The 20,968-nt window shown below is 61.1% G+C and carries 21 protein-coding genes and 1 pseudogene; 15 read left to right on the top strand and 7 right to left on the bottom strand.

The window, feature by feature from the left end:
- Positions 1-418: 418 nt before the first annotated feature.
- Positions 419-853, bottom strand: coding sequence for a helix-turn-helix domain-containing protein (locus NBE95_RS13760; RefSeq protein ID WP_036743563.1), 435 nt, complete (start codon positions 851-853; stop codon positions 419-421).
- Between the two features lie 89 nt (positions 854-942).
- Here NBE95_RS13760 and NBE95_RS13755 point away from each other — a divergent pair, with 89 nt between their 5' ends.
- The 4 genes from NBE95_RS13755 to lspA are packed head-to-tail and all read left to right on the top strand — an operon-like array spanning position 943 to position 4,300.
- Complete coding sequence (locus NBE95_RS13755) at positions 943-3,198, top strand: heavy metal translocating P-type ATPase (RefSeq protein WP_197056014.1); 2,256 nt, start codon at positions 943-945, stop codon at positions 3,196-3,198.
- A 4-nt stretch (positions 3,199-3,202) separates the two neighbouring features.
- Positions 3,203-3,430, top strand: a complete 228-nt coding sequence (locus NBE95_RS13750) for a hypothetical protein (protein ID WP_289895917.1) — start codon at positions 3,203-3,205, stop codon at positions 3,428-3,430.
- A gap of 25 nt (positions 3,431-3,455) precedes the next feature.
- On the top strand, positions 3,456-3,827 hold the full coding sequence (locus NBE95_RS13745) for a methyltransferase (protein ID WP_289895916.1): 372 nt from the start codon (positions 3,456-3,458) through the stop codon (positions 3,825-3,827).
- A complete protein-coding gene (gene lspA / locus NBE95_RS13740) occupies positions 3,824-4,300 on the top strand; it encodes a signal peptidase II (RefSeq protein WP_052081730.1) in 477 nt (158 codons plus the stop codon). The genes NBE95_RS13745 and lspA overlap by 4 nt, the downstream gene beginning before the upstream one ends.
- A gap of 45 nt (positions 4,301-4,345) precedes the next feature.
- Here the strand turns inward: lspA and mntR are convergent, their stop codons facing one another.
- Complete coding sequence (gene mntR, locus NBE95_RS13735) at positions 4,346-4,798, bottom strand: manganese-binding transcriptional regulator MntR (RefSeq protein ID WP_289895915.1); 453 nt, start codon at positions 4,796-4,798, stop codon at positions 4,346-4,348.
- A 97-nt stretch (positions 4,799-4,895) separates the two neighbouring features.
- On the opposite strand from mntR, the gene NBE95_RS13730 reads away from it, so the two are divergent.
- Entirely contained in the window at positions 4,896-5,369 is a 474-nt protein-coding gene (locus NBE95_RS13730; RefSeq protein ID WP_289895914.1) for an Nramp family divalent metal transporter, read from the top strand.
- On the opposite strand, the gene NBE95_RS13725 is transcribed toward NBE95_RS13730, so the two are convergent.
- Entirely contained in the window at positions 5,366-8,257 is a 2,892-nt protein-coding gene (locus tag NBE95_RS13725; protein ID WP_289895913.1) for a Tn3 family transposase, read from the bottom strand. The genes NBE95_RS13730 and NBE95_RS13725 overlap by 4 nt on opposite strands.
- 177 nt (positions 8,258-8,434) lie before the next feature.
- Here NBE95_RS13725 and NBE95_RS13720 point away from each other — a divergent pair, with 177 nt between their 5' ends.
- Both NBE95_RS13720 and NBE95_RS13715 read left to right on the top strand, forming a co-directional pair.
- Complete coding sequence (locus NBE95_RS13720) at positions 8,435-9,013, top strand: recombinase family protein (protein ID WP_354670371.1); 579 nt, start codon at positions 8,435-8,437, stop codon at positions 9,011-9,013.
- Entirely contained in the window at positions 9,013-9,321 is a 309-nt protein-coding gene (locus NBE95_RS13715) for a hypothetical protein (protein ID WP_088233790.1), read from the top strand. The genes NBE95_RS13720 and NBE95_RS13715 overlap by 1 nt, the downstream gene beginning before the upstream one ends.
- Before the next feature lie 25 nt (positions 9,322-9,346).
- Here the strand turns inward: NBE95_RS13715 and NBE95_RS13710 are convergent.
- Together NBE95_RS13710 and NBE95_RS13705 are read right to left on the bottom strand one after the other, a co-directional pair.
- Positions 9,347-10,104 (bottom strand): annotated as a pseudogene (locus NBE95_RS13710) (IS5-like element ISPso2 family transposase).
- A 118-nt stretch (positions 10,105-10,222) separates the two neighbouring features.
- Entirely contained in the window at positions 10,223-10,741 is a 519-nt protein-coding gene (locus NBE95_RS13705; RefSeq protein ID WP_198590225.1) for a CYTH domain-containing protein, read from the bottom strand.
- 126 nt (positions 10,742-10,867) lie between these two features.
- Between NBE95_RS13705 and NBE95_RS13700 the strand changes: the two genes are divergently transcribed.
- From NBE95_RS13700 to NBE95_RS13665, 8 genes are all read left to right on the top strand, one after another.
- On the top strand, positions 10,868-11,701 hold the full coding sequence (locus tag NBE95_RS13700; RefSeq protein WP_088233789.1) for a helix-turn-helix domain-containing protein: 834 nt from the start codon (positions 10,868-10,870) through the stop codon (positions 11,699-11,701).
- Positions 11,698-12,696 carry an ArsJ-associated glyceraldehyde-3-phosphate dehydrogenase gene (locus NBE95_RS13695; RefSeq protein WP_088233788.1) on the top strand — a complete coding sequence of 333 codons (999 nt, stop codon included), beginning with the start codon at positions 11,698-11,700 and terminating at the stop codon, positions 12,694-12,696. Before NBE95_RS13700 ends, NBE95_RS13695 begins: the two co-directional genes overlap by 4 nt.
- A 71-nt stretch (positions 12,697-12,767) precedes the next feature.
- Positions 12,768-13,970, top strand: a complete 1,203-nt coding sequence (gene arsJ / locus NBE95_RS13690; protein WP_232816667.1) for an organoarsenical effux MFS transporter ArsJ — start codon at positions 12,768-12,770, stop codon at positions 13,968-13,970.
- Positions 13,967-14,986 carry an ACR3 family arsenite efflux transporter gene (gene arsB / locus NBE95_RS13685; protein WP_289895911.1) on the top strand — a complete coding sequence of 340 codons (1,020 nt, stop codon included), beginning with the start codon at positions 13,967-13,969 and terminating at the stop codon, positions 14,984-14,986. Before arsJ ends, arsB begins: the two co-directional genes overlap by 4 nt.
- Positions 14,983-15,405 carry an arsenate reductase (glutaredoxin) gene (gene arsC / locus NBE95_RS13680; protein ID WP_088233785.1) on the top strand — a complete coding sequence of 141 codons (423 nt, stop codon included), beginning with the start codon at positions 14,983-14,985 and terminating at the stop codon, positions 15,403-15,405. The genes arsB and arsC overlap by 4 nt, the downstream gene beginning before the upstream one ends.
- Positions 15,398-16,108 (top strand): arsenical resistance protein ArsH, encoded by a 711-nt coding sequence (arsH, locus tag NBE95_RS13675; RefSeq protein ID WP_088233784.1) that lies wholly within the window; start codon positions 15,398-15,400, stop codon positions 16,106-16,108. Before arsC ends, arsH begins: the two co-directional genes overlap by 8 nt.
- Positions 16,109-16,166: 58 nt before the next feature.
- Positions 16,167-16,469 carry a metalloregulator ArsR/SmtB family transcription factor gene (locus tag NBE95_RS13670; RefSeq protein WP_088233783.1) on the top strand — a complete coding sequence of 101 codons (303 nt, stop codon included), beginning with the start codon at positions 16,167-16,169 and terminating at the stop codon, positions 16,467-16,469.
- The gene (locus tag NBE95_RS13665; protein ID WP_088233782.1) at positions 16,466-17,656 is read left to right on the top strand and encodes an MFS transporter; all 1,191 of its coding nucleotides are present in this window, start codon (positions 16,466-16,468) and stop codon (positions 17,654-17,656) included. The genes NBE95_RS13670 and NBE95_RS13665 overlap by 4 nt, the downstream gene beginning before the upstream one ends.
- 511 nt (positions 17,657-18,167) lie before the next feature.
- Here the strand turns inward: NBE95_RS13665 and NBE95_RS13660 are convergent.
- Together NBE95_RS13660 and NBE95_RS13655 are read right to left on the bottom strand one after the other, a co-directional pair.
- Positions 18,168-19,523, bottom strand: a complete 1,356-nt coding sequence (locus NBE95_RS13660) for an IS1380-like element IS1247 family transposase (protein ID WP_078527637.1) — start codon at positions 19,521-19,523, stop codon at positions 18,168-18,170.
- A 108-nt stretch (positions 19,524-19,631) separates the two neighbouring features.
- Entirely contained in the window at positions 19,632-20,966 is a 1,335-nt protein-coding gene (locus NBE95_RS13655) for a phospholipase D-like domain-containing protein (protein ID WP_289895910.1), read from the bottom strand.
- Positions 20,967-20,968 lie beyond the last annotated feature (2 nt).

The raw sequence follows: 20,968 nt of genomic DNA, 5'->3' as shown, positions 1-20,968 counted from the left end.
AGACGTCCGAGGCTTATTCCGACCAATGCTCCCAGCACTCCGAAAGCAATTGCGTGAGCGCTGGCATACTGGATCATGTCCAGTCTGTTCCCGCCCAGTTGGCGGGCGCGGATTATCCCGCGCCAGACGCCCAGAATAGCCCCGAGGAGCGTCAGCATCTGTCCACTCGATGTCCGAAAGGTATCATTTTTGTCTGTCCTGCTCGTTGCGGCCGGTCGGGGCCTTCTGCAACCTCAAGCAGCTAGAGGTTCAAGCCAAATCTGGGGGGATCACAGATTTGTCAGTTGGTCGCGGCAAGGAAGGGAGATGCGGAAATGTTCCGGCCTATCGCAATGGGGCAAAGCTTGCCGGCTACAGGACCTGGTGCGCGCGCGGTTAACGCACCAGACAATGAGCAGCGCAGGACGCGTAGCCTCCGTCAGGAAGTCGCATCCTCGATCGCGTGGTCGGTGATGCACTGGGAGTGATCGCTGAGGACTTCAATGACCCTGCAGTCGGAAATCCTGTCGCCCGCGCATTGCACCACCATGCGCTCCAGCTCTGTCTTGAGTGCGGCAAGTCGGGCAAGGCGGCTTTCGACTTCGGCAAGCTGTGCCCTTGCGATGGCATCCGCTGCGGCGCAGGGTTGATCCGGATTGTCCGACAAGCTGAGCAGATCGCGGATTGCCTCCAGCGAAAATCCCAGGTCGCGTGCGTGACGGATGAAAACCAAACGCTCATGCGCCTTGTGGGTGTAAAGTCTCTGGTTGCCAAGACTGCGCTCGGCCTCCGGCAACAAGCCGATCTGCTCATAATAGCGGATCGTGGGGATCTTCACGCCGGTCGACGATCCGAGCTTTCCGATGGTCAGCATCAAGATTCTCCTTGAACCTATAGTAGCTAGAGCACTTAAAACCCTGATTCGATGATGGCAACCGCCCTGCTTCGGCGGAGGAGAGAATGATGACGAAATCGGATCTGGCTGACGAAACCGTCTGCGACTGGACAGTGTCCGGCATGGATTGCGGATCATGTGCAGGCAAGATCAGAAACGCCGTGACCCGTTTGCCGGGAGTCACCGGGGTCGAGGTGGGCATCATGTCCGAACGTCTTCGCCTGACCCTGGACGAAAACAAGACCGGCCGGGAGCAAGTCGAAAAGACCGTGCGAGCTTTGGGATACGGGATCAAGCCACGCGGGGCCGAGAAGAAGGAGTTCGTCCTTCCTGGTGCGGCATCCGATGGCAATCACGAGGCGGATGATCACGTACGTCCCGCTGGGGTCGAGGCCGCTCATTCCGGGCATGGCAGTCCCGGCCATGTCCATGACGACCCAGCCGATCGCGGCAAGAACTGGTATCAGACCGGCAAGGGCAGACTGGTCATCTTCACCGGTCTGCTGCTGGCTGCGGCTTGGGGCGTGGAGCTGTTCGCGCCTCGCATTGGTGCCTGGGCATTCGTCGCGGCCTGCCTGATCGGCGTTGCCCCGATCGCCCGTCGCGCCTTTGCTGCGGCGCGATCCGGCCAGTTCTTCACCATCGAGGGGCTGATGACAGTCGCTGCCATCGGCGCGCTGTTCATCAATGCAGCGGAAGAGGCTGCACTGGTTGTGTTCTTGTTTGCCGTGGGCGAAGTCCTTGAGGGCGTCGCCGCAAGCAAGGCTCGCAACGGCATCCGCGCACTGGCCGATCTGGTTCCAAAAACAGCGCTGCTGGAGGAAAACGGCACGACACGCGAAGTCGCCGCCGCCAGTCTTCAGGTGGGCCAGACCGTTCTGATCCGGCCGGGCGATCGGATCCCGGCCGACGGAGACATCATCGAAGGCATATCCGGTGTCGATGAAAGCCCGGTAACAGGGGAAAGCGTGCCCGCCACACGCGGTCCGGGGGAGAGGGTCTTTGCGGGCTCGATCAACACCGAGGCTGTGCTGCGCGTCACCGTGACCAAGGCCGCCCAGGACAACACCATTTCCCGCATCATCCGTCTTGTCGAAGAAGCCGAGGAGGCGCGTGCGCCAACTGAACGCTTCATCGACCGCTTCAGCCGCTGGTATATGCCCGCCATCGTTGCGGTCGCGGTCCTTGTGGTCGTGGTGCCCCCGCTGGTCTTGGGCCAGTCCTGGGACACCTGGATCTATCGCGGGCTGGCGCTGCTGCTGATTGGCTGTCCCTGCGCGTTGGTAATCTCGGTTCCTGCCTCCATCGCATCGGCGCTCTCTACCGGCGCCCGGCGAGGTTTGCTGATGAAGGGGGGCGCTGTGATCGAGGCCGCCGCCAAGGTCTCGAAGGTCGCATTCGACAAGACCGGCACCCTGACCCATGGCCGCCCGCAAGTCACCGATCTGGTTCCGTTCGGCCACACGACCGAGGCGCAGCTGCTTGAGGTTGCGGCAGGGGTCGAAAGCGGATCCAGCCATCCGCTTGCCGTGGCTATCTTGAACAGGGCCGAAACGGCCGGCGTCCCGGCCCTTCCAGCCCGCGATGCACGCGCACTGGCAGGACGGGGGGTCGTCGCAACAGTGGGGGATGCGCCGGCTTGGGTGACCTCGCCCCGACATGCCTCCGAGAATGGCGGGTTGGATGGACTCGGTCTGCGACAAGCGACCATCTTCGAGGAGCAGGGAAAGACTGCCGTGGCCGTTTATCGCGAAGGCATCCCGCTTGGCCTTATTGCCATGCGCGACGAACCCCGGGCCGACGCTGCAGAAGCGGTGCGCCAGTTGTCGGCCATGGGCATCACATCGACCATTCTGACAGGGGATAACCCCCGCACCGCCGCGGCTATTGCCGAAGGTCTGGGCATGCAGTTCCAGGCCGACATGATGCCCGAGGACAAGCTCAGCGCCATTCGCGAAATGAACGAACAGGGCGGCGTGATGATGATCGGTGACGGCATCAATGATGCTCCTGCCCTCAAACAGGCCAGCATTGGCGTAGCCATGGGCTCGGGCACCGACGTGGCGCTGGAGACCGCCGACGCGGCCATTCTGCGCGACCGGGTGACTGACATTCCCGCACAGATCCGGCTTGCCCGCGCGGCCATGGCCAACATTCGGCAAAACGTGACCATCGCGCTTGGTTTGAAGGCGGTCTTTCTTGTGACAACAGTGCTGGGGATTACCGGCCTTTGGATTGCCATCCTTGCCGATACCGGGGCTACAGTGCTTGTCACGCTGAACGCGCTCCGCCTGCTGGGCTTCAATCCCGAGCGTGAGGGCTGAGGCCATGCTGTCAGGGTTTGGCTGGTCCGTACTGGCGCTGTTGGCGGGCTATCTGCTGCTCTTTTTCTGGGGCAGCGCCATGGCGGCTCAGGCAGCGCGGACGTCGATCTGGCTGTTTGGCCAAGCCAGGGGACGCGATCGCTGGGCAGCGTTTGGCTTTCGGGCGGCCTTTGTTCTGGGCTTTTTTGGCCCGCTGCTCTGGCTGGCTTGGCCCGGCCCTGCACAAGATTGACCCTTTTTGGACCGGGGGTGAGGCGGTGGCGATTGGCCTGCTCGGCGTCTTTATCGCCGGCACCGGCGCAATGCTCGCCTTCGCCGCGCAGATGTCGATGGGCAGCTCGTGGCGTGTGGGTGTCGCCGAGGGTGCAACGGGCACGCTTGTGTCAGGCGGGCTTTATCGTTTCAGCCGCAACCCCACCTTTGTGGGTCAGTTCATGCTGCTTGCGGGAGTGGGTCTTGCCATTCCTGCAGTTCCCACGTTTCTCGCTTCGATGCTCTTCCTTTGGTCGGCTGCCACACAGGTTCAATCCGAGGAAACCGCGTTGCAGCAGGCGTTGGGAAGAGACTATGACCATTATCTCAAGACTGTGCCGCGCTGGATCGGCTTTCACCGGAGAAACGAAACATGAAGGCGACCCCGATCATTCTCCTGATTGGTGCCACCGTGTTGGCAGATCAGGCCACCAAGACGGTGGCACTGTTGCTGCTTTCTCCAGGAGAGATCCTGCCTGTTGTTCCTGGGTTTAATGTGACGCTTGGCTTCAACGAAGGAGCCAGTTTTGGCATGATGTCGGGTGCCATGGCGGGACGGCCGCTGCTGATGGCAGCACTGACGGGCGGGCTCGCCTTGATGTTCGCGATTATGGCGTTTCGTGCGGAAAGCCTTCGTGAGCGGACAGGTCTTGCGCTGATCGTGGGCGGTGCGCTCGGCAACATCATCGATCGACTGCGGCAGGGTGCGGTCACCGATTTCCTCGATCTCTACTGGCGGAATTGGCACTGGCCCACGTTCAACGGCGCCGATATCGCAATCACGCTCGGGGCCTTGCTGGTCTTCACCGTATGGCTTCGCCCATCGAAATCCAAGGAACCTGCGTTTTAACCAGAGCAAGACTATGAAGCTGGACAGGCCGAGTTGGACGCCAGTCTACACCTGATCGGCGTAAGCCTCGAACAAAGCCAATGTCCGTTGACTGACGTGATGCTCGATGCCTTCGGCGTCCCGTTCAGCCGTCTCGGCATCAAGGCCGAGGCGGATCAAGAAGCGCAGCACAATCTCGTGCCGGCGGCGGCATTCATCGGCCAGGGCACGCCCCTTTTCCGTCAGAAAGACCGAGCGGTATCGTTCGCGGGTGATTAGTCCCTCCCTGGCCAACCGCTCCAAGGCCTTGGTCACCGTTGGCGCGCGCACACCCAAGCGCGCGGCAATGGCGACAGGCCGGGCCTCTCCGTGCTCGTGGATGAGCTCGGCAATAAGTTCGACGTAATCTTCCGCCAGTTCGTTGCGCCGTGCGCTGCGCACTTCCTGAAAGGCCTCGGCGCGACTGTCGGCGGGACGGGGTTCATCAGTGGCTGCAGTTGAAGAGCTATCACATGTCATTGGGGGAACTGTTGCACATCGTAGATTGACAGGCAAAGACAAAGGGTAAATTCTTAGCCGAGACTAACTTTTTGAGTGTTCTGGAAAGTTGCAGCCCATGTCATCAAAAGCCTGGCGCCAAGAGCGCGACACTCCTTCCCTTTCCGAGGTTTTCCGCACCATAGCTGTAGGTGGTGGAGTGACGCCCTTCCGCCGCTTTCTGTCCTTTGTCGGTCCTGGTTATCTGGTCGCCGTCGGATACATGGATCCGGGTAATTGGGCGACCTCGTTGGCAGGAGGAGCGGCCTTCGGTTACACGCTGCTGTTCGTGGCGCTGTTGTCCAACATCATGGCCATACTCCTGCAGTCGCTGTGCGCACGCCTTGCAGTGGCCTCAGGGCGGGATTTGGCGCAAGCCTGTCGAGACGCCTATCCCAGGTGGGTATCCATTCCCCTGTGGATCTTTGCCGAACTGGCGATCATTGCAACCGATCTGGCCGAGGTGATCGGCACCGCCATTGGCCTGAACCTGCTGTTCGGCATCCCGCTTGAGATGGGGTCTGATGCCGGAGGGGGCAGAATCCTACGCTAAGCCCTTTTCGGCCACCTGTATTCGCCAGTGAGGAGGATATGGGCCCAACCGAGTGGCGAGGTGTGCGCCAGAAGGTTTGGTGAGCATCTCAGGCCTTCGCGTCGGCGGCCAGCGACGGCCTGGCCGAGATGTTTGGTGTTCCAGTAGATGACGATCGCGGCGAGGAGGTTCAGCCCGGCTATGCGGAAGTGCTGGCCTTCGGAGGTGCGATCACGGATTTCACCTTGGCGGCCGATGCGGAGTGCGTTCTTCAAGGCGTGGTGAGCCTCACCCTTGTTGAGGCCGATCTGGGCGCGGCGTTGCATGTCGGCATCGAGTAACCAGTCGATGATGAAGAGCGTCCGTTCGACCCGTCCTATTTCCCGCAAGGTCACCGCCAGCTCGTGCTGTCTGGGATAGGATGCGAACTTCCGCAGCAGCTGGCTGGGCGGCATGGCCCCTGACGCCATGGTCGCCACGCTGCGCAGTATATCCGGCCAGTTTGCCACAATGAGACGTTCCTTGATCTTGCCCCCGATCAGCCCCTTCAGCTCTTTCGGGCAGGAGGCCGGATCGAAGAGGTAGAGGCGCTTTGATGGCAGGTCGCGGATGCGGGGAATGAACTGGAACCCCAGCAGCGCGGTCACCGCGAAGACGTGGTCGGTGAAGCCGCCGGTATCGGCATACTGCTCGCGGATTTTCTGACCGGCGTCGGTCAGAAGCAAGCCATCGAGGATGTAGGGCGCTTCGTTCACGGTGGCCGGGATGGTCTGTGTGGCGAAGGGTCCGAACTGGTCGGAGACGTGGGTATAGGCCTTCAGCCCGGGTTCATGGCCGTACTTGGCGTTGATCAGGTTCATCGCCTCGCCCTGACGCGTTGTCGGGAAGAACTGGCCGTCGCTCGAAGCGCTCTGCCCGCCGCCCCAGAACCGCGCCATCGGCAACCTCGACTGCCCTTCGATCACCGTGGCCAGGGCGCGCGCCATTGCTTCGCTTTCGACGTGCCATCGCGACAGGCGTGAGAGTTGGAAAAAGTCGTGCGTGTTCGTGGCCCCGGCCATCTTGCTGAGGCCGAGATTCAGCCCCTCGGAAAGCAACACGTTCAGCAGGCCGATCCTGTCCTTGCAGGGCACGCCGGTGCGCAGATGGGTAAAGGCCTCGGTGAAGCCAATCTCATCGTCCACCTCCAACAGAAGATCGGTGACCCTGACTTCCGGCAGGCGGCGATAGAGATCGAGAACCAGCGCATCGGCTTCCTCGGGAACCGCGGCGGTCAGCCGGTCGATTTTCAAGGTGCCGTCCTCGATAGAGCCACCGGGGATTGCCCCGGCCTTTGCCGAACGCGCCAGGCGATGCGCGGCGTCAGCCATTCTGGCTTTGCGGTCGGCCAGCCAGGTTTCCGGCTCGAACGGCATGGCCAGCCTCGGGGTGACGCGGGCAATCTCTACCGGGACCAGCGCTTCCTTCAGATCGCCATACCTGCGCGAATGCGCCAGCCAGATGTCACCGGATCGGAAGGCCTCGCGCAGATGGAACAGGACCGCAACCTCCCAGTGTCTGCTTGCCTCATCAGCCTCCGCATCCAGATGCCGCAACCATTTTGAGCCCCGGCGAAGGAATGTCAGTGGCAGGACCGCCGCCATCTTCGTGCCCGCGATGATCGCGCTCGCCGCCAGCAGCGGTTCTGTCACGGGCGCGGCGCAAATGTCTAATGCCCGCAGCATGCGCGGTGCGTAACGCCGGAAGCGATGATATCCGTGAACGACATGCACCAGCGGATCGGCGGCAAACGTGTCGGTCAGTTGCTCGGCCGTGGCGACAAGCCCTTTGAGGGATATCCAGCCACCGGCATTGCCGACGGCCTCTTCGAGGGAGGCCCGATCCTCATGCGCTTCCAGGAGTGCCGCTCCCAATGTCTTGAAGGACTGCAGGGTGTCCTTCAGCGCCAATTTGGCATCGTCCATCCGGGCGTCACATCGCGATTTCGCCTCGCGCCAGGTCTTGCCGACGATCCGGTCATGGGTCTCGACCACGGCGTCAGCAATGGCGCCGCGCCATTCCAGAGCACAAACCGCAAGGATGGCGAGACGGCGGTCACCCGAGATATCCCGCAGATCGCCCGCGAAGTATCGCTCTCCCTGCCGGCGAAGGCGGGCAACGCGGTGTGGCTGTACATTCGCCAGAATGCCCCGGTCCAGCGCCAAAGCCTGCAGGAACTCGAGCCGATCGAGCAGGCGGTTCATATCAGCCGAGTTCCGCCCGATCTCAAACTGACGCAACCAGACGAAGCGCGTGACCGAGCCACCCGCATCTTCGGTCAGAAGGGCATCGAGCCGCGTTCGCATGTCATCGTCCAACTGACCGGCGACCCTGGCATCGACCCGCCGTTCAGCCGCGACAAGCGCATCCGCGCAAAGCCGCTCGATGACCGTGATTCCGGGCAGGATGGTCTGAGCCGCCCGGCACTGCTCGACGAAGCGCCGTGCCAGATCCTCGTTCGACCGGGCAGTTTCGGCCGCGCCTTCAAGCCAGGCCTTCAGGTCCCGGGCGCCCCGCCCGGTGAACATCTTGTAACCGTAGATGGCGCGCAAGGCGGCCAGGTGCTCATGCCGGGTCTCCTCGCGGGCGGCGTAGCCGGCCAATTCGTCGGGCCTTATCCCAAGCTGCGCTGCCAGAAAGCGTGTGACTGCTAACGGAATGACCTCGCCCGGCGCCAGCAACCGCCCGGGATATCGCAGCGCGCATAGTTGCAACGCAAAACCGAAGCGATTGTGGGAACGGCGACGGGCATGGATGAGCTCCAGATCGTCGTCTGCCAGCGTGTAGTGGCGCAGCATCGACGCTTCATCGGTCGGCAGATCGAACAATGCCGCCCGTTGGCGGTCGGTCAGAATGCTGCGTCTTGGCATGGCGATCTTTCAGGAAATCGTGATGGACGACCGTCCGTAAGGGGATCGTTGAGAGGACGGCCAGCTTGCCCCAGAACAGGTCCGTTGAAGGCCAGCAAATGCTGGCAGGACGAAATCTCAGATGAATGGTCCGATATTTTTTGCAATGAAGGGGCGGCTACTGTTACAGATCAGGACATGACACAGATTTTGATCGGCTACGCCCGTTGTTCCACCGACAAACAGGATCTCGCTACGCAGAAGGGTATCCTTGCCAGCTTCGGGGTTGCCTCCGATCGCATCTACACCGACCACGGCTTTACCGGCACGAACCGTGCCCACCCTGGTCTCGATCAGGCGCTTGCAGCCTTACGAGAGGGTGACACCTTGGTCGTGCCGAAGCTTGATCGCCTGGCACGGTCCGTTCCTGACGCCCGCGACATTGCCGACAAGCTGGCCGCACGCGGCATCAAGCTTCAGCTTGGCACCTCAATCCATGATCCGACCGACCCGATGGGCAAGCTGTTCTTCAACATCTTGGCGACCTTTGCCGAATTCGAGGCGGACCTGATCCGCATGCGGACCCGCGAGGGCATGGCCGTGGCTCGCGCCAAGGGCAAGCTGCGCGGCAAGAAGCCGAAGCTATCAGAGCGCCAGCACAAGGAGCTGCGGCGCATGTATGACACTGGCGAGTATTCCATCAGCGACCTGGCAGAGGTGTTCTCGATCTCGCGGCCGACCGTGTATCGCACCTTGGGCCGGCAGGCGGCGGCGTGATGACAGATGACCCAAAGCCTCCACGGCCGCCGTCGCTGAAAAGCGAGACCCGCCAGACGAACTGGCGCCGCACCAACCTGCCGAAGTATCTGGCTCATCTTGCGGTTCAGCGAGCGCTTTCTTCGGGCGAACTAGAAAAGCAAGTCTGCGAGGTATGCGGCACTGCGAAGGTTGATGCTCATCACGACCGGTACGATGAACCCTTGAACGTCAGGTGGCTTTGCCGCCGCCATCACGTCAAGCTGCACCACTACGGCGAGGATATGTTTCCTGTTGGTCCGACACTGCAGCTGATGTCTAAGCGTTAATGGAAAATGAATTTAGGGTCAGGATTCATAACCAATAGATGACGAGAGCCGCGAGGGTGATGGCTGAGAGGAAGACCTTGGGACATCGGTCATAGCGGGTCGCGACGCGCCTCCAGTCCTTGAGCCTGCCGAACATGATCTCGATGCGGTTACGCCGCTTGTATCTCCGCTTATCGTATTTGATCGCCGTCTTGCGTTTCTTCCGGCCTGGGATGCAGGCACGTATCCCCTTGTCCTGCAACGCTTCTCTGAACCAGTCAGCGTCATAGCCACGATCTCCGAGTACCCATTTGACGTTTGGCAGGCCACTCAGCAGGGCCCGAGCGCCGATATAATCGCTGACCTGTCCAGCGGTGACGAACAGGTCGATCGGTCGCCCCTGACTGTCGCAGATGGCGTGCAGCTTGGTGTTCATACCGCCTTTGGTTCGACCGATCAGGCGACCACGCCCCCCTTTTTGGCGGCCATGCTGGTCGCCGTTCGATGGGCCTTGAGGTATGTTGCGTCGATCATCACGGTCGTTTTCTCGCCGTGTTCCGCCGCCAGCCCGGCCATCATCCGCGCGAAGATGCCCTTTTCGCTCCAACGCTTTTACCGGCTGTAGAGCGTCTTATGTGGGCCATACGCGGCGGGCGCATCGCGCCAACGCAAGCCATTGCGATTGATGAAAATAATCCCGCTCAGCACCCGTCTGTCATCAACCCGGGGCTTCCCGTGCGACTTGGGAAAGAAGGGAGCCAGGCGCGCCATCTGCGCGTCGGTCAGCCAGAAGAGATCGCTCATGTCACCGCTCCGTTTTCGGAGGCGTGAATCACGCAGCGCAACAGAAATCAATGCATCCTGACCCTAGGCTGCATCCGAGAGACCTTGCGGCTTCCCGCCGATTTTCGCGTGAATGCGGTTACTTGGTCGCCTGCCGGTGTTTCTTGAACAGCGACGACTGCCTATACTGGCTCTTTCCCGACACTTCGCGCCCCAACCATGTCGGCTTCTCGAATTCAGCATCCTCGCTCGGCAGTTCAATCTCGGCCAGCACGAGGCCTGTGTGAACGCCCTGAAACTCGTCGACTGTCCAGACATACCCACCATGGGGGATGAAGTACCGAGTCTTCTTCAGAATTGTCCCGTCGCAATGGTCTTCCAAGAGGGCAAGGCCATCTCTGGCAGGAATTTCGTATTCGAATTCGTCGCGGGTCAGACCCTTCTTGGGCCCTTTGACGCTGAGAGTTGCCTTGTCGTCGCAGAAGCGCACCCGGATCTTCCGTCCATCACGGAATGCCAAGAGGCCGTCACGGATCTCAACCTTATGCGTGGCGAGCTCGCGCCAAGTATCCGTGCTGAGCAGAAACTTGCGTTCAATTTCCTTCGCCACAACCGTTCCGATCTCGAAATACCGCCTGCCGTTATCACCTTTGGTCATCGAGGGGCACGGCACAATGCGCATAGCCTGAAGTAGAGGCGACAAACAGAGCGCTGCCTCGACGGAAGCAGGCCGTTACAAAACCTTCACTTGGCAGGCAATCAATAATTCAATAATACATGAAATATGGAAAAAGAGATTCCCGACCAACTGTCCACCCTCGGCCATCCGCAGCGGTTGGCGATCTTCCGGCTGCTGATGCGCCGATACCCTGACCGTGTTCCGGCCGGGGAGATCGCCTCCACGCTTGGCGTCAAGGCGAGCACGATGTCCACCTATCTGTCCGCACTGACGCGGGACCAGCTGGTGGAACAACAACGGGCAGGCACGTCGCTTCTCTACGCGATCAACATGACCACGGTGCAACGGCTGTTCGGATACCTGTTCAGCGATTGCTGCCGTGGCCGTCCCGATATCTGCATGCCTTTCAGCACAGGAACCACCCCCATGTCTGGCCGCAAATACAACGTCCTCTTCATCTGCGTGGGCAACTCCGCGCGGTCCATCTTCGCCGAGTCACTCCTGCGCAGTGCCGCTGGCGACAGGTTCATTGCGTATTCCGCAGGAACTCGACCGGGGACCCAACTCAATCCCTTCGCGGTGCAGGTCTTGCAGGACAAGGGGCATGACGTTTCCGTACTGCGCTCGAAGGACGTGTCCGAGTTTGCTCGCCCCGATGCGCCGCAGTTCGACTTCGTCTTCACGGTTTGCGATCAGGCGGCAAACGAGGAATGCCCCGCTTGGGAGGGGCAGCCAGTAAGTGGCCATTGGGGTATGCCGGACCCGGTCAAAGTCGAAGGAACCAATGCTGAAAAAGCGCTGGCCTTCCAACAGGCTTACGGGGCGCTCAAGCACCGGATCGAAGCCTTTGTCGCCCTACCGATCGAGACCCTGGACCGCATTGCATTGCAAAAAGCCGTGGACGACATCGGCCGCGCCAGCCCCGAGACACTGGCATGACCACCTACGCACTGAATGGCCTCGGTCGCATGGGCAAGCTCGCCCTCAAGCCTCTCCTCGATAGCGGCGCCAAGATCGCCTGGATCAACGACGCTGTGGGTGATCCGGAGATACACGCGCATCTTCTGGAGTTCGATACGGTCCACGGACGCTGGGATGCCGCGTTCTCGCATGACGCCGAAAGCGTCACGATCAATGGCACACGCCTGCCGTTCATCGGCGCACGCGCGATTGCCGATCTGCCGCTGGACGGTGTCGATGTGGTGATCGACTGCACCGGCGTCTTCAAGACCGAGGCCAAGATCGCCCCCTATTTCGAGGCGGGCGTGAAGAAGGTCGTGGTCTCCGCCCCGGTGAAGGACGGCAATGCGGCCAACATCGTCTACGGCGTCAACAACGAGACATATGATCCTGCCGAGCACCGGATCGTCACCGCGGCTTCCTGCACGACCAACTGCCTCGCGCCGGTGGTGAAGGTGGTTCACGAGACTTTCGGCATCAAGCATGGCTCGATCACCACGATCCATGACGTGACCAACACCCAGACCATCGTCGACCGCCCGGCAAAGGACCTGCGTCGGGCGCGGTCTGCGCTGAATTCGCTGATCCCGACGACGACCGGCTCGGCCACCGCGATCACCTTGATCTATCCGGAATTGAAGGGTCGTCTGAACGGCCATGCGGTGCGCGTGCCGCTGCTCAATGCCTCGCTGACCGACTGCGTCTTCGAGCTGGAGCGTGCTGTCACGGCGGAAGAGGTCAACGCCGCCTTCGAGGCTGCGGCCAATGGCCCGCTGAAAGGCATCCTCGGCTACGAGACGCGTCCGCTTGTCTCGACCGATTACACCAATGATCCGCGCTCCTCGATTATAGACGCGCCATCGACGATGGTGATCAATGGCACGCAGCTGAAGATCTACGCCTGGTACGACAACGAATGGGGCTATGCCAACCGGCTGGTCGACGTCGCGCTGATGGTCGGGGACTCACTGTGAGCCATCCCGCCCCGGCCCGTCCCGAAGGGCTGTCTGCCTATATCGCCGTCACGGCCGCCTATTGGGCCTTCATGCTGACCGATGGCGCGCTCAGGATGCTGGTGCTGCTGCATTTCCACACGCTAGGCTTCAGCCCGGTGCAGCTGGCCTACCTGTTCATTCTTTACGAAGTCGCAGGGATGATCACCAACCTCGCGGCAGGCTGGATCGCTCTGCGGTTCGGGCTGACCTCGACGCTCTATGCTGGACTCGGGTTGCAGGTGGTCGCGCTGCTTGCGCTTGCGCAGCTCGATCCGGGCTGGAGCATCGCGGCTTCGGTCGCCTTCGTCATGTGCGTCCAGGGTCTTTCAGGCGTGGCGAAGGACCTCGCCAAGATGTCCTCGAAATCGGCGGTGAAACTGCTGGCTCCTTCGGGCGATGGCGGACTGTTTCGCTGGGTCGCGGTACTGACCGGCTCGAAGAACGCAGTGAAGGGGCTGGGCTTCCTGCTTGGCGCGGCGCTGCTGGCGGTGCTTGGCTTCGACTGGGCCGTGCTGGGCATGGCCATCGTCCTCGGGGTGATCCTCGTCGCGGTCGTGCTGTTCATGCCTTCGGGCCTGCCCAAGGGCAGGAAGGGCACCAAGTTTTCCGAGGTCTTCTCGAAATCGGCCAACGTCAACTGGCTGTCGGCGGCGCGGGTGTTCCTGTTCGGGGCGCGCGACGTCTGGTTCGTCGTGGGCATCCCGATCTACTTCTATGCGGTGCTCTCGGACGGCACCGAGGATGGCAACCGCGCTGCCTTCTTCATGATCGGCACCTTCATGGCGGTCTGGGTCATCCTCTATGGGATGGTGCAGGCCAGCGCACCGAAGATCCTGCGCGCGGCGAGCCGCCCGGAGGGCGAGCTGATCCGTGCGGCTCGGAGCTGGGCTCTTGCGCTCTTCGTCGTGCCAGCCGCGTTGACGGTGGCCGTTGCGTTTTCGCCTGCGCCGCAGACCTGGCTGACGGTGACGCTGGTCCTGGGTCTGCTGGCTTTCGGCGCGCTGTTTGCCGTGAATTCCTCGCTCCACTCCTACCTGATCCTCGCCTTCTCGAAATCTGAACGGGTCACGATGGATGTAGGCTTTTACTACATGGCCAATGCGGGCGGTCGTCTGATCGGCACGCTCCTGTCCGGCCTCACCTACCAGATCGGCGGGTTGACCCTCGTCATGGGCACGGCGGCGGTCATGGTCGTCCTGGCAGCCCTGACCTCGGGGCGGCTGACCGATCAGACGAACGAGGTGACTGCATGAGTATTTTCGAACGCTACCTGACCGTCTGGGTCGGGCTCGCGATGATTGCCGGTGTCCTGATCGGTCAGGGCGCGCCCTGGCTTGTGCAGGCCATTGCCGCGACCGAGATCGCGAGCGTGAACCTTGTCGTGGCCGTGCTGATCTGGGCCATGGTCTACCCGATGATGGTGGGGGTGGATTTTGGCGCGGTGGCCGGTGTCGCGCGCCAGCCCAAGGGGCTTTTGGTGACGCTGGCCGTCAACTGGCTGATTAAGCCGTTCACCATGGCGTTTCTGGCTGTGTTGTTCTTTGACCATGTCTTCGCGCCGCTGATCTCCCCCGAAGATGCTGCCCAGTATACTGCGGGGCTGATCCTGCTCGGGGCCGCGCCCTGCACGGCGATGGTCTTCGTCTGGTCGCAGCTGACCAAGGGCGACGCCACCTACACGCTGGTGCAGGTCTCGGTAAACGATCTGGTCATGGTGGTGGCCTTTGCACCGATCGTGGCCCTTCTTCTGGGCGTGACGGAGCTGTCGGTGCCGTGGGAAACGCTGGTGCTGGCCACGATGCTCTATGTCGTCCTGCCGCTCGGAGCCGGGCTGATCACGCGCCGCAAGCTGGGCTCGAAGGCGGCGATTGATGCGTTTTCGGCGCGTATGAAGCCCTGGTCCGTGGTCGGGCTGATCGCAACCGTCGCCATCCTCTTTGGACTTCAGGGGGAAACGATCCTTGCCAAGCCGACGGTGATCTTGCTGATCGCGGTGCCGATCATCATCCAGAGCTACGGCATCTTCGCCCTGGCCTATGGCGCGGCCTTCGCCCTTAAAGTGCCGCACCGGATCGCCGCCCCCTGCGCCTTGATCGGAACATCGAACTTCTTCGAACTGGCGGTTGCGGTAGCAATCTCGCTCTTTGGCCTGAACTCCGGCGCGGCGCTGGCCACGGTGGTGGGGGTGCTGGTCGAGGTGCCGGTGATGCTGTCGCTCGTGGCTTTTGCCAATCGCACCCGCGCACGCTTTCCCGAGCCTGCGGCATGAGCATCGTCATCCACCACAATCCGGATTGCGGGACCTCCCGCAATGTTCTGGCCTTTCTTCGAGCGACCGGCGAAGAGCCGGTCGTCATCGAATACCTGAAGGAAGGCTGGACACGCCCGCAGCTGCTAGCGTTGTTCGCGGCGGCGGGGCTGTCCCCGCGTAGCGCCTTGCGAGAAACGAAATCTCCCGCTGAGGCGCTCGGCCTTCTGGAACCGGGTGTCTCTGATGACACGCTCCTGAAGGCGATGATCGAACACCCGATCCTGGTGAACCGGCCCATTGTCTGCACGCCCAAAGGGGTGCGCCTGTGTCGCCCGTCCGAAACCGTTCTCGACCTTCTGGACAGGCTGCCGCCCGGACCGCTGTTCAAGGAGGACGGAGACATGATCCTGAACGAAGAGGGACAACGCATTGCCTGAAACGCCGAACCTTGATGAGACCTTGCTGCGCCAGCCAGACCCGGACACGCTGTTCCCTGCGACGCGCAGCACCCATGCTCCGCGCATTCTGATGCTTTACGGATCGCTGCGCGAGCGCAGCTTCTCGCGGCTTGCAGCCGAAGAGGCCGCGCGCATTCTCGAACGCCTCGGGGCCGAGGTGCGGTTCTTCGATCCCCGTGATCTGCCGCTGCCTGACAGCGTCGGGGCCGACCACCCCAAGGTGGCCGAGCTACGCGATCTGGTGCAGTGGTGCGAAGGCATGGTCTGGTCATCCCCCGAACGTCACGGGGCCATGACCGGCATCATGAAGGCGCAGATCGACTGGATTCCGCTCTCGCTCGGTTCCGTGCGTCCGACCCAGGGCAAGACGCTGGCGGTGATGCAGGTCTCCGGCGGATCGCAGAGCTTCAACACGGTCAATCAGCTGCGCATCCTCGGGCGCTGGATGCGCCTGCTGACCATCCCGAACCAATCCTCGGTCGCCAAGGCGTGGAATGAGTTCGAGGAAGATGGGCGGATGAAACCCTCGCCTTATTACGACCGGATCGTCGACGTGATGGAGGAGTTGGTGAAATTCACCCTGCTGACGCGCGACATCCGCGATCATCTGGTCGACCGCTATTCCGAACGGAAGGAAAGCCATGCCGAACTGTCGGCACGGGTGAACCTGAAGACGATCTAATTCGACGTCGCTGGAAATAGATGTTGACGCCCGCGAGATTTGGCGCGCATCTACTTCCATGAACATCGAAACAGCTTCCCATCAACTTGACGCCCTCGGCAACGCGACACGTCTGCGCATCTACCGGACTCTGGTGCGCGCCGGTGAAAGCGGCGCTCCGGTCGGTCGGGTGCAAGACGCTCTTGGGCTTCCGGCATCGACCCTGTCGCATCACCTAAAAAAGCTGCTCGATGTCGGTCTGATCCGACAGGAGCGCAGCGGCAACACGCTGCACTGCCACGCCGAATATCCTGCGATGAAGGCGTTGGTGGGCTTCCTGGTGGACGAGTGCTGTGCAGATGAGGACGCACCCGGCCAATGATCCCGCCGCGCACAAAAGTCGTGTCTTCGCTCGGGATCGTCCAGATCTTCGCTTGGGGTAGCAGCTATTACCTGCTGGCACCGCTGGCCGGTGCAATCGCAGAAGATACCGAATGGGGTCATGCCCTGATTTCCGCCGGTGTATCGGTTGCCTTGCTCATGTCAGGTCTGACGGCACCGAAAATCGGCCGCTGGATCGGCCGGAGCGGTGGCAGAAAGACCCTCTGCCTCGGGATGGCCTTCATGGCCATTGGTCTGTTCCTTCTCAGCATGGCGCACGCCCCATGGGTCTACCTGCTCGCTTGGAGCGTCCTCGGTTGCGGGATGGCTGCCGGGCTCTACGACGCCGCCTTCTCCGTCCTGGGGGCCGCCTATGGACGTGATGCGCGATCCGCGATCACGCAACTGACCCTCTGGGGCGGCTTTGCCAGTACCGTGTGCTGGCCGCTTTCGGCTTGGCTGGTCGAAAGCATCGGCTGGCGCACAACCTGTCTGCTCTATGCTGGCATCCACATCTTCGGAACGCTGCCCCTTTGCTGGTGGGCCTTGCCGCATGCTTCCGCCACGCACTCAGCAACGATGCATGAACCAGTGCGCCGATCGGAAGTTGGCGTTCGCCGCGCCGATATCAGGTTCCTCTGTATCGTCGTCGCAGGCGTCACGCTGACTCTTCTTGCGACCATCTGGTCCATTCACATGGTGACGATCCTGACCGCCGGGGGCTACACCACGGCTGCAGCGATCGCGGTCGGTACTTTGATCGGGCCATCCCAAGTCGGTGCCCGCGTCGTCGAAATGATGGGAGGGGGCCGACATCACCCGATATGGACCATGCTTGCAGCGACCATGCTCGTTTTCGTCGGCTTCCTGGGGCTGCAGATGGGATTTCCAGCTGCCGCCGCTCTCGTCGCATACGGGGCCGGAAATGGCCTTTGGTCCATCGCGCGCGGTGCTCTTCCGCTCGCGCTCTACGGTCCGGAGCACTATGGCGCTCTAATGGGACGCTTGGCTCGCCCGATGCTGTTGGCTGGCGCTGCCGCCCCGACGCTTGGGGCATTGCTCATTGACAAGGTCGGCGCCGAAACGACGATGGTCCTTCTCGCCGCAACGGCCATCGTCCCGTTCTCGATGGCATTCTTGATCCATGTGGACTTGATGCGGGAGCGGCGCAGCGCAGAATTCCTATAGCGGAGGGCCGGTTCGCAAGACAGGAGCATTGTGGCGAGGTTACCGGATGCTCGACCCAATCTGTTCTATGTCGCCACGGATAAGAATGCTGCGAATGCTAAAAACTCTGAGCCGGGGCGGCTGGTTTGGGCTCGATGCGGTCATGCGGCGGTGCGGCAGGCCGTGTGACCATCCTGGCAGAGCGACATGGCACGCCCGGCCCACAGTCGACATTGAGTGCTCCGCGTGAATGCTGCGGTTGCAGTCCACTCTCTGGACATTCGCGGCAAACGCAAAACTTATAGCGTTAGCCTGCATTCCCCAAGTGGCGTGTCGTTTGAGGTGAAGATCGCCTGTATCCGAGCGCTAGACAAGGATTTTCTGCCGCAAGCGGCACCTGCGGTCGCGCAGACTGCTGGATCTGGACGGATCAGACCGCGAAGCCGCTGTTTCCTTGCCCAGGGGCGGCGTTTTTCAGCGCAGCGGACAGATCTGTCCAGCCGCTTTCGTTCAGTTTGAGCGTGGATCGCGATCATGCGCATAGCGGTGGCGCTCGCAATCGGCGGATAGCGGCGAGGATGGCGCGTACCATCGTGCCGGTGACAGCGACCTCGGCCAGCTGGAAGGTGATGGTGCGGGCGTGACGGACCACACGTGCCCCGATCTTGATCAGCTTCAGTTGCAGGCTGGTCAACGACCAGTCGGCCATGGCCTCGGGCAGCTCGATGCAGTGCAAGAAGGTGGCCAGGTTGTACGCCAGGGCGTGCAGTTGCAGCCGCACCTCATTGTCGCGGAACTTCCGGCACGACAGCCGCGTCCAGCGAAAGGCGTATTTGCCCTCTTTGATGTGCTGCTCGGCGGTGCCGCGCTGGTTGTAGAACCGCACCACCCAGTCCGGCTCCATCGGCAGGTTGGTGACGATGAAGCCGACACGCGGGAACAGTTCGCCCGGATGCCATTCGATCTTGGCGATCACCCGGCGTTCCTTGTCCCAGGACGCCGCCTGATACTCGAATTCCTCGAAGAACCGCTTGACCTTGGTCAGTGACGGCCGCCCGACAGGGCGCGTTAGCCGATGCGCGATCTTGTCCTTGAGGACCGCGTTTGCGGGCAGCCGGATGGCGTAGAAGAACCGCGCTTCTTCCAATCGCTCATAGATCGCCGGGATCGCGTAGGCAGCATCGGCCCGGAAGAACCTGCCACCAAGGTCGCGCTCCGCGTAGCGCGCAATGACGGGGTCGAGAACATCACGCCAGCCATCGGCGCTGTGGACGTTGCCATGGCGCAGGGCGCAGCGTTCCAGCATCCCGAACTGGTTGAACAGAAAGTTGGGGTGATAGCAGCTACAGTCGAAATGGCCATTCCAGGCGGACCCTTCCTGGTCGCCATGGGTCGGGCTGACCGAGCTGTCCATGTCCAGAACGATGTACTTCAGCCCGTTACGGTCATGGAACCGGTCGATCCATTGCCCGTTCAGGTCGGCCAGCGCGGCACGGTTCCCGGCCAGAGCCAGCGTCTCGGTCTCGAACCGTCCCATCTGCGATGCCGAGGCCGCTTGTGCATCGACCGCTCTGCCGCCGACAACTTGGCGCATGACCGGATCGCAGGCGAGACGGTTGGCGTCGTTGACATCCTCGTATCCGGCCAGCCGCCCAAAGACTGATTGCCGGAACAGGCCGTCGAGCCGATGGACCGTGTTCTTGCCAGAGCGAGTATCGCGCAGCGCCGCTGACGCCAAATCGGACAACCCGAGCGCGTCATCAAGCTCGCGCATCACCAGAAGGCCGCCGTCGGAACTGAGCTGCGTGCCGCGAAATTCCAGCCGCACGCGAGGGTCGAAATCCACCCGATCTGCCCGTTGCAAGCCCGCACCCTCTGGGTGATCCATGAAACGCGCCCCTCGCAGCCTTCAACACCATGTTTTATATAGGAAATATAATGGTCAGGACAGCGAAATCAGCGCCTTACTTGGGAAATGTGGGGTTAGCTGCTATGATCATCGTTTCTTGGCTTTGGTAAGAAAGTCACCGTCAATTTGGGGCACTTCTTTCTGCAACTTGCGCAGGATTGCTTCGCCGATTCCGGGCCCCTCAAAGTGAACCCCAAGCTCAGATGTTTGATCCTCATCACTCACCGCGGCAGAAGCCCAATTGAGGCTCGTGACAACTGCATTGTCTGCATCCCATATCAAGTACTTACCATGGATGGGAGTGCGCTTCTTCTGCGTATCCAGATGGACAAATTGCACGCCCTTCGGTTCGTACTGCTTTCGCAATGCAGTCACGTCGCTTCGAAATTGAGGCTTTCGGATCATGCAATAGATTACACGCATGTCTTCAATGTTCTTGGCTGCGTTGGCGGCCGCCACCAACATCGCTTGCTCAGCAGTTGAACCAAACCTGTGTGAACCAATAATCAGGCGCTCCTTCGCCTCTGTGGCAGCTCTTCTAATTATGGCGGCGTGCTCGTTCGCAAGTATGAGCTTGAGCTTTACGCCCACATTCTCAGCAGAAAGTGATGTAGAAACTGTGGCGTCACCCCAACGGCTCAACGATCCCAAAAAGGACACAAGATCATTGGAGAGTTTCGCCCCTATGGTAGTTCGCCGAATTACAGCCGCGACTTGGGCAACGAAAGCCGGATGCCTAACGATGTAGGACATCTCCACTGCGTTGAAAGGAGTCGAGAGCCAATTGCAGGATCCCAAAATAGCAACATAGCTACCCATGCCATTGTCAGCGATCAGAAACTTAGAATGAGAGGCGATGGAATCCTTATGCACTGATATGCGGTTCGAAAATCGGGATAAGGCGGCCCGCTTCGAAAGCTCTTGTGCTCTTGCCCCGTGCTTCGAGGCATCGTCGCCGGCCGCCCCATAGAGCAGGTCGATGTTAACGCCGCGCTCGGCAGCACGCTCAAGAATAGGCCAAAGTTGATCAACGTTGCCGATTTCAATGAAGGTTGAAAGGACCACAATTCTCTCGACCGCAGCATTTACAACGTCTTCAAACAGTAACCTTTGACTGCTTCCACCTATTACTAGGTCATCCTCATTCCATGGTACCGTCAGTTCAGGCAGATCCAAACTGTTGAGCCTGTTTTGTGGAGTAGACTTTATTGTATTGCCCGCGCGGCGGGCGCTGACAATTTTGGCGATTGCCTTGGCATCTTTTTCGGGAAGGTTTGGCAGCGTTTCGTGGCGAACTTCAACAAAGCCCTCTCTAACGTCTATCGAATTTGGATCTACTGACCGAACGGCCTCGTTCGGCCTCAGCCTCACTGTCTCAGTCAATCGATCGTATATCGTGTCGTAGTGTCCCCTGGTGTCCATCG

The organism is Paracoccus sp. TOH, from assembly GCF_030388245.1.
GTDB classification, from domain to species: domain Bacteria; phylum Pseudomonadota; class Alphaproteobacteria; order Rhodobacterales; family Rhodobacteraceae; genus Paracoccus; species Paracoccus simplex.
This window is presented reverse-complemented; position numbering and strand designations above follow the sequence as displayed.